9 protein-coding genes are annotated in these 8,273 nt (G+C 48.1%); all 9 read right to left on the reverse strand.

Annotated features, from left to right (window positions below; translation table 11 throughout):
• On the reverse strand, positions 1-608 hold a 608-nt coding region (locus G519_RS0136890), incomplete at its 3' end, for a hypothetical protein (protein WP_029198830.1).
• Between the two features lie 186 nt (positions 609-794).
• Positions 795-1,931: a Ger(x)C family spore germination protein gene (locus tag G519_RS0136895; protein ID WP_029198831.1), complete on the reverse strand. Its 1,137-nt coding sequence runs from the start codon at positions 1,929-1,931 to the stop codon at positions 795-797.
• Positions 1,928-3,454, reverse strand: coding sequence for a spore germination protein (locus tag G519_RS46460; RefSeq protein ID WP_029198832.1), 1,527 nt, complete (start codon positions 3,452-3,454; stop codon positions 1,928-1,930). Before G519_RS46460 ends, G519_RS0136895 begins: the two co-directional genes overlap by 4 nt.
• A gap of 2 nt (positions 3,455-3,456) precedes the next feature.
• On the reverse strand, positions 3,457-4,530 hold the full coding sequence (locus G519_RS0136905) for an endospore germination permease (protein ID WP_029198833.1): 1,074 nt from the start codon (positions 4,528-4,530) through the stop codon (positions 3,457-3,459).
• A gap of 471 nt (positions 4,531-5,001) precedes the next feature.
• Positions 5,002-5,865 (reverse strand): ParB/RepB/Spo0J family partition protein, encoded by an 864-nt coding sequence (locus tag G519_RS0136910; protein WP_049868208.1) that lies wholly within the window; start codon positions 5,863-5,865, stop codon positions 5,002-5,004.
• Positions 5,866-5,956: 91 nt separating this feature from the next.
• Positions 5,957-6,103: a hypothetical protein gene (locus tag G519_RS50900; protein WP_154669660.1), complete on the reverse strand. Its 147-nt coding sequence runs from the start codon at positions 6,101-6,103 to the stop codon at positions 5,957-5,959.
• Between the two features lie 83 nt (positions 6,104-6,186).
• Positions 6,187-7,047 carry a DUF3991 and TOPRIM domain-containing protein gene (locus G519_RS0136920; RefSeq protein WP_244280346.1) on the reverse strand — a complete coding sequence of 287 codons (861 nt, stop codon included), beginning with the start codon at positions 7,045-7,047 and terminating at the stop codon, positions 6,187-6,189.
• Positions 7,048-7,235: 188 nt separating this feature from the next.
• Positions 7,236-7,523, reverse strand: a complete 288-nt coding sequence (locus tag G519_RS0136925) for a hypothetical protein (protein WP_029198836.1) — start codon at positions 7,521-7,523, stop codon at positions 7,236-7,238.
• An 80-nt stretch (positions 7,524-7,603) separates the two neighbouring features.
• On the reverse strand, positions 7,604-8,273 hold a 670-nt coding region (locus tag G519_RS51190; RefSeq protein WP_029198837.1), incomplete at its 5' end, for a hypothetical protein.

The raw sequence follows: 8,273 nt of genomic DNA on the forward strand, positions 1-8,273 counted from the left end.
TCGCGCGGACGCCAAGGGCAATCAAGGTCGTGAAGGGCAATCAGCTTCGTTTGCACGTTCGTACCCGCCCCCATCTTGAATGTCGATCCGAGCAGTACCCGAACCTGCCCACTGCGTACCTTCGCAAACAACTCCTTTTTCTTAACCTCGGTATTGGCATCGTGAATATAGGCGATCTCCTCGGTCGGCACGCCTCTATCCATCAGCTTGCGCCGCAGCTCGTCGTAGACGTTGAAGGAACCATCCTGCTTGGGGATGGATAGATCGCAAAACACCAGTTGCGTGAGCCGCTCTTCCCGGCTGTCTGACCAATACCGGAAGACATTGTCCGCGCAGGCGCTCACTTTGCTGCCTTCGTCGTCGGGGAGCAGAGGATTAGCCAGCCTCTGATCGAGCGCCAGTTTGCGTCCGTCATTGGTGATCGTCAGCATATTGTCCTCGTGCGGCTCCACTTGCTTCGCTCGTACCTGTTCGGCGCGGCGGGCGAGATCAGCAACCATGTCGCGTTGAAAGTCGCTTGGCGGCACGGCAACATTGTGGAAGTGAGCTTTCGGCACGGGAAGCTGGAGCATGTCCGCCGTCTGGATGTCGGCCACTTCCTTGAACACATTCATCAGCTCCGGCAAATTGTAAAAACGGGCAAACCGGGTTTTCGCCCGATAGCCCGTTCCTTCCGGTGCAGTTTGTCAAGGAGGTTATAACTCAAATGAAACGGGCACCGGTCGCCCAATGCCCCATATAGGGGCAGTACCAGCGAAGCTGACACCACCCGCAAAGTAAATCACAACCAAATATCAAGGTGAAAGTTTATACCTGCCAGGGTACACGATTTGTACGTTAACGTTGATCGTTCGTAAGGAATCTTTGTTTAGTACAGTCCCAGATGCAATCCGTTTCCACGCATACGGATTCCTGCGAAAAAGAGATTCCCCTAGATTATAAATATCTATTCTCTTTTCAAACGCGGTTTGAAAGGTCTGCCTAATTTGATGCTCAATTTCTTTTTGAGCCAGTTGCGTGAGTTCTTGCTCCGTAACGTCTGCATGTAGCTCATTTACTCCGGCCTTCACCTTAACGGAAATATCGAAATATGCTTTGTCATATTTAACCCTTGGTTTGACGTCATATTCGGGTTTTTCTGCGACGAGAACTGCAACAAGCTTGTTATCGGAAAACAAGTCAACGGGCAGTCGGATTGTGTGTTTATTCAGCCATGGCAATCCTTTTATTTCTTCGAGGCTCATGCGTGCGTAATATTTGTCCTTATCGTATATTTGTATGCCTGAATATCTAAGCAGCTCATGCGGTTTTTGATTTTCCTTCCATTGATCCTTTCGAACAGATAATTCTGGTATGTAGCTTGTCTTCGCCTTTTCGTTTGAATCCATTACAAATTTTTGCAGGCGGATCGGAGCGAGGATAGAACGCTGCCGATAACTCTGTTCGGGGTTATGTAGAATCGATGCTTTTGGCGATAATCTGAAAAATGGAGTCGCAATTAAGACCTCGTCAAGGGGATCGCGCGTACTGAACACCCAAGCTAAGTACCTTATCTCACGATATCGGTTAATCAGTTCTAACACTTCACCGACTTTTCGTTCCTTCAATAACCTTTCGCTAAACAAGATTGCAGAGATTTGTCCCCAGTTTAACCTTTGTTGCGAAGTGCTGTATAAATCATTCGCTGCTTCTGTAAACGAGATACCTTTTCCTCTACCGATCCAGACCGGAGGTTGTTCCGCTTTCTGTTGTCCTTCCAGTTTTGCCACTGTCGAGAAATCGAGCAACTGCGCATAAATGATGTATTGACCATCCGCATAGTCAATTCCAACAGCAGTTACATAATTCATGTTTTGCACTTCGTATCTGCTCCAACATCCGGTGAGAAAGAAGGGAAGCAGAAGAACTGCGGTAAATTTGTATGCGTTCATTTCTGCTTATCCCCTTGGCTTGTAGAATCTTGAGTATTTAGCATGTCTGGCCGAGTTTTCCGCCATCTCCATGGTAATCGGAACAAGGCATTGGCGAAATCTTTATATGGAGGCGAAACCGGAGCCAGGTAAGGCAATCCGAATGAACGCAAAGAGGCTAAATGAGTTGTTAAAATAAAGAAAGAAAGTAAGAAACCATAGATCCCAAGGATGGCGGACAGTGCGAATATGAAGAAACGCAAAATGCTAATTGTCCCGGCCAGTGACTGGCTGGATAACGTCGAACCGAACACTTGCGTAATCGCGCCTATGACAACAATGCTAGGGGACAAAAATCCTGCACGAATCGCCGCATCCCCCAGAATGAGCCCTCCTACTACCGTAACCGTAGACCCAACCGCCGAGGGCAATCGAACACCGGCTTCCCGCAATATTTCCAAAAAGACAAGCGCGAGAAACATTTCTCCAGCCAAGCCCAAAGGAATGCCTAGCCGGTTAACGCCAAGTGTTGCAAGAAGGTAATAGGGCAGTTGGTCTTGATGAAACGCAAGAATAGCGACCCAAAAACCGGGCAGCATGAGTGATACGAACAATCCGAGCAAACGAAGCGATTGTCCAAACGTAGCAGACAAAGCAGTAAAGTGGATATCTTCGGGTGTTTTCAGGAGCAGGAACAAATTGGCCGGAGCGATCAAAGCAGCCGGTGTACCCTCCACAATAAGCGCTACACGTCCATTCATCATACAGTTAACGGTAAAATCAGGTCTTCCCGTATAGCCCATCAAAGGAAATAAAGCTTTGGTCGGTTCCATTAACTCTTCCAGTTGAGTGGCGCTAAACGCTCCGTCAATTTGAAGGCGATCCAATTTAGTCTTGATATCTTGGACGATTTTGGGATCAACAATGTCTTGCATATAAAGAATCGCAATGGTTGTTTTTGTTCGGACACCTACGGTTTTCGTTTCGTATACCATGCTTGTTGACTTGATTCGTTTCCGAATTAACGCGACATTGACGCCGAGTTCCTCGACAAAACCGTCCTTTGAGCCGCGAATAGAGTGTTCAATGTTGGATTCTTCGGGCTGGCGTGCCGGTTTTTTCGATATGTCGAGGGAGAACAAAGAAATTAGTGTCGGAATAAACAAAAGTAGCTTACCCTCAAAAATGTCCGTTTCGGATTTCTGCTCCCATTCCTCGAAGGAAATGCGCAATAACTGTAATTGAGACGACTCAACGACTTCCTCATTTTTATGAAAGCCATATTTTTCGTAAAACCGGGTCAAGTGAGGAATCGCCATCTCTTGAAGGGGTTGTTGATTGTCACATAACCCATCGCAATACAGTAAAACGATCCTCGACTGATCGTCGCCAACCTTTAATTTGTAAGCATGATGCTTAACATCACGACACATTTGAAACCGTTGAAGAAGTGTTTGCTCATTAAGCGGTTGTGTAACCGTTGCTCTTTTTTGTGGCGAGGACGATGAGACACCTGCCCATTTTTTTCTGAAAAGCTTTATCATCTTCAGTTGCTCCTTTTACTCAATGTTGAAATAATAATTCGCACGAAATATACGAACATGACCCCAATGGTAAAGACACAAAACGAAGGAAAGTAATATCGGCTGAGCAGGTCTTGAAAAAGCATATCGCTGATTGGCAACAATGTAGCAACCAGCATGAATAAAGCGCCCAGAAACATAGGCAACCACTTATACTTTTGCAATTTCCACAATTCGCTTAAGAGTAACAGGGAAAGGGAAACTCGAATGTACATACCGGATAACCACTGGTAAATCGAGAAAAAATCAACATGCTCCACATACTCGCCCAGTCGAACCATTCTCCATTGTTCGAAAGCGGGGTATCGTTGGTCTGCCGCTTCATCAGGGCCGTACATGGTAATCGAGCCCATCAAAGGGCCGATCGTTAGCCCGGATAATATGATGCAAATAAGCATTAAACTTTTGAAACCTGGTTTTTTCGTTAACTTGTGCTGAAACAAAATCAGCAACGACAACTCCAACAATCCCCCAGCTACGTAGGGAATGCCTTTCCAAAGCGGAGATATCCCATTTTCGAGTAGAGGAAAAAGCATGGTGTAGTCTTTAAACTGAAAGTTTGCAGTCATGACAAGGTCACCCAGAATAACAACAAAAGGCAACAATATCCCGCTTAAAATTGCAATGGTGCGAAGCCCTTGAAATGCCGCGAAGAAGCATCCGAAAAGCGTTGTTCCTGCGAGAATAAACATTGGAGATTGAGGCATATAAGTTGCAATTGTCCATGTTATAGTGTCCTTAAAGGAAATGAGTCCCATAAGCCATACAAGTACACTGTATAGGACAATCAAGGTTGCCGAGAGAACCATTCCGAATTGTTGCTTTAACCAATCCCTAACATGCATTCCGTTCATGTTTTTTAGGATATAGCTCAGAATGCCAATCCAAATTGGCGAAGCGATTAAAACAAGAAGTACTACAAGCCAGGCATCTCGCCCTGATGCACCGAGCAGTAACGGTATGATGATGACGTGGTTCAGCAAACCGACAGAAAGTATTATGATCATGTATGACTGTAAAACTGAAATTTTCGGCATCAACTCACCTTACCCTGTGAAACACTAAATGGAAGCAGTACCATTACTTTCCCCATCTTCTTCATCTTCATCCCAAATTACTCATTTCAGAAATTCCTTTCGATAAAGTTCCAGCTTTGATTCGGGAATTAGAACTTCGCAGCATTTATTCCCATATTGTCTCATAAAGTATGCTTCGGTATACCGATTTTGACCATTTTAGGTAACTTTTCTCGGAGGGGATCATTTGAAGCGAAATTGGGAGCTTAGATTTACGGAAAAAAATTCAAGACTGTTGCGTATGTCAAGGCCGGATTTAAATTGACCCACTAACGCCAACTTAAAAATGACCCACTCGCTGACCGTCTGCGCTTGGGGGAAGTGGCAGCTTCCCTTTCATCCGGTAGCTGTTGCTCCCATTTAATTACATCTACTTTGCGGATGGTGTCAGCTTCGCTGGTACTACTACCCCAAATACCAGCCGGGAAAAAGTCAGCGGCTGTTCTCGCGGCCCCGTTCCCTCCTTTTCTTCCATTCCTCCAGCAGCTTCAATATGGTCTGTTCCATCTGCTGGGCCGTATAGCCCTTCGGAAAATAGTCCTTGATGCTTTCCTTTTGCAGCTTGATTTGTTCCCGTTGACTCGGTTTTTCCTCGATCATGATTTTGAAAATCGCGTCCATGTCGAGCAGGCCGTTCGCGCTCAGTTTTTTCATGCGCTGGGCTTGGGAAAGGGAAGGGGTGCGTTCCTCGCTACCCATCGTTTCCAGCAAGGCTTCCTGTTCTTTTTCGGACAGATAGGACAGCTCCACGGCAGGACTGAACGCCACCTTGCCGCTGTCCACCATTTCCAGAAGCGGCGGAATCAATTCAGTCAGCCGGATATAGCGCTGCACCTGCGTCGCGCTCGTTCCTACATCAACGGCAACGCGCTCCCGCGACTTCTGTCCGAGTTGGTCAGGAGTTCCGCTATCGGCCAAATCGTTGCGCTGCCCTTGCCGTTTGATGGCATCCAGCTTCATCTTGTAGGCCCATGCTTTTTCGGACGGCAACACATGCTCGCGGTGCAGATTGCTGTCCACCAGGGCGATAATCGCGGCGTTTCGGTCCATTTCACGAATGAAGGCGGGGACCGCAGCGATTCCCGCTTTTTCACAAGCCGCCTTTCGTCGGTGTCCGGATATTATTTCATAACCTCCTCCATCCCGCGGTCGCACGACAAGCGGCGAGATCACGCCATGCTTCCGAATGCTTTCCGCGATGGCCTGCAACTCGTCGTTATCCGCAACATGATAGGGGTTGTCGGTCCTGATCGTTACATCCGGTTGGATGTAACGATCGCGTCGCCCTGAAGGCACCTGCCGGGAAAAAGGGGAGGGGTATCGAAACGACAAAAAGACGCTGATCGCTCAGCGTCTTCGTGCGAAACATAATGGTATTTGGCTTCCATCAACGTTCCTTGCCTATTACCCGGCGTACACGATCCATCACCGTTTGATAACCTAAACGTGTCGGATCGTTTCGCGCTTCTTCCTCTGCCTCCAAAAGTGCTTTCTCAATTTCCTCGGCCTGCTCATTTTTCCCCTGTTCGCTCATGCCTTACCTCCTCGGAATTAGAATTTTGAAGCCACCTCTATTTTCGCCCGACACTGCTCTGATTACCATTGTACCGAGCGGTGCTATCGAGTTGGCTCCTCGCGCTGTTTACGATAAATCATCAGGTCGTCGTTAACGTCTTTCCTGACTGGCGGTTCATCGGAAATCTCGTAGGTTTGGCTGAGTAATTGCTGAATCATTGCTGCCGCAGAACGGCCCGGTTCGTCGTTGTCCAAGTGAAGCACCATGTGCTCCACTTCAGGATAGCTTTGCAAATAGTTGGTAAGTGCAGCCGGGGCAATGCCCTCATCCTTGTTTTCTTTTGGGCTGTATATGCCGGCCAACGACAGTTGATGCGATTGTCGCCAGACTTTCCCGGAGATTTCCGAAAGGGTACAGTACGATAACAGGTCAATCGCGCTTTCAAACAAGTGCAACTCTGTGCCGTTATCATCGGCCGGTATAGCGAACGAATACCGTTTATCGCTGCCTGGCGCTTCGCCCATATATCGGGTTTTGGTTGTCCCGCGAATCGCCGCATAGCGCGGAGTGCCTTGCAAATCAAACCCAACAAAAATCGCGTTGTGGTACATTCGGCTTTCGTACAGTCGTCCCGTTTTGAGACAAAAATCAATTACGTCGCGGGAAATGCCGCGTTTGGAGAGATAAGCGATGACGCGATTCGAATTCTCATACGGTTCGGGAAGCTCCAGTCGCGCATTTGAACCATCCTGCTGGATGGCAGGAGTAGCTGGATCCATGTGAACGGGTGGATTACCGTCAATTTGCAGCACCGCATCGGGAAACGACATGCCTCTTACTTTAATGAGGTAGTCCAGCGCAGAACGACCGCCGATCCCACTAGACCACCAGAACCATTTACCGTTGGAGATTTTAAGGCTGTCGTGGGAGCGGGTCGAATAGGCGTTGCGCGAGCATCGCACCAGTTCGTATGGCTCGAAACATTGCAAATAGGTGAGCAGGTCCAATTGCTTTGCACGTTCGATTTGTTCCTTGCTTACATAGCTCATTGCCGTAGTTCCTCTCGAAAAAAGTAAATTAGCCACAACGGGCTTTAAAAATCGTGTCTCTTAATTGTAAGGCTGATTTTCTTTCATCCTGCTTCATTTGTTCATCGTGCCTTACCCTTCTTTTTGGGATACAGATAAGCTCTTCTTTCCCTCAACTCTGTAGCGCCTTTCTTTTTCATGAATGCGTCTAACTCGCTTTCATAGACTTGACTGGTCACCCCGTTCGAATCACGGATGTAATAATACGTGTCTCCAAATCCGTTCTTCCCTTTGGATATCAATTCCAATTCCGGCACGGTTTCTCCCTCCTCGGTCGGATCGGTTCCGTAACAAATAGGCGGTAGAATCGGGCAAAAGCATCCGCCGCCGCTTGGGATGGCATACAACATGTGCGTTCCTCCAGAAATGCGAAAAGGACCCCAAAAGCCGGAGTCCATTTCGTCATGTGATTTATACCTTTCCATTGCTGTTATCGCTCTCGATCCGCAACCCGCCGTTCGGGTGCTTCCGGTTCCTCATCCGACACGCTGTCCACGGCTTCGTTTTCCCGTTTGTCCATGTTCAGCAGCACATTTAACTCCGCGAGCCGCGCGGACTTCGTTTGCAGTTCCTGTTCTTGCTTGAACGGTGCCTCGATCTGTTCCTTCGCCGTTACCATCTGTTGCTTGTGTGTTGCGAGCTGGTCACGGCAATAGGCGAGCTTATTCGGCAAATCCGACAATGTATTGATTATTCGCGTGATATTGCCGCCTGCATCCGGTCCTAACGTAATCGTATGGCCCAATGCGCCGCGCAGCGTCACCTTGTATTCCTTTGCAAAGCTATCAAACGATAGCCATAAGGAAAAGCCCATGTAACTGCCTGCTTCCTGCGGATCGGGAGAGGTCATGCCTTTGCAGGCTTCCAGCAGGGCAACGCCCGCAGTAGCACGTTCCGAGTACGTGTAATCTTTGATGGTCATACCGGGAAAACGGGAATCGTCGCTGCTATCCTTTTCCGACGCTTGGGCGCGCATGAACAAGGCCACGTCCTGCTCATACCCGACAATGCGTTCCTCCGTAGACTTGATTTGCTGCGGCAGCATTTTGAGCAGCCGATCCTCCAGCGCATAACGCTGACTTAAATGATTCGCCTTGAGC

It is taken from the genome of Paenibacillus alginolyticus DSM 5050 = NBRC 15375 (genome assembly GCF_000422905.1).
In the GTDB taxonomy this organism is placed as follows: Bacteria; Bacillota; Bacilli; order Paenibacillales; family NBRC-103111; genus Paenibacillus_E; species Paenibacillus_E alginolyticus.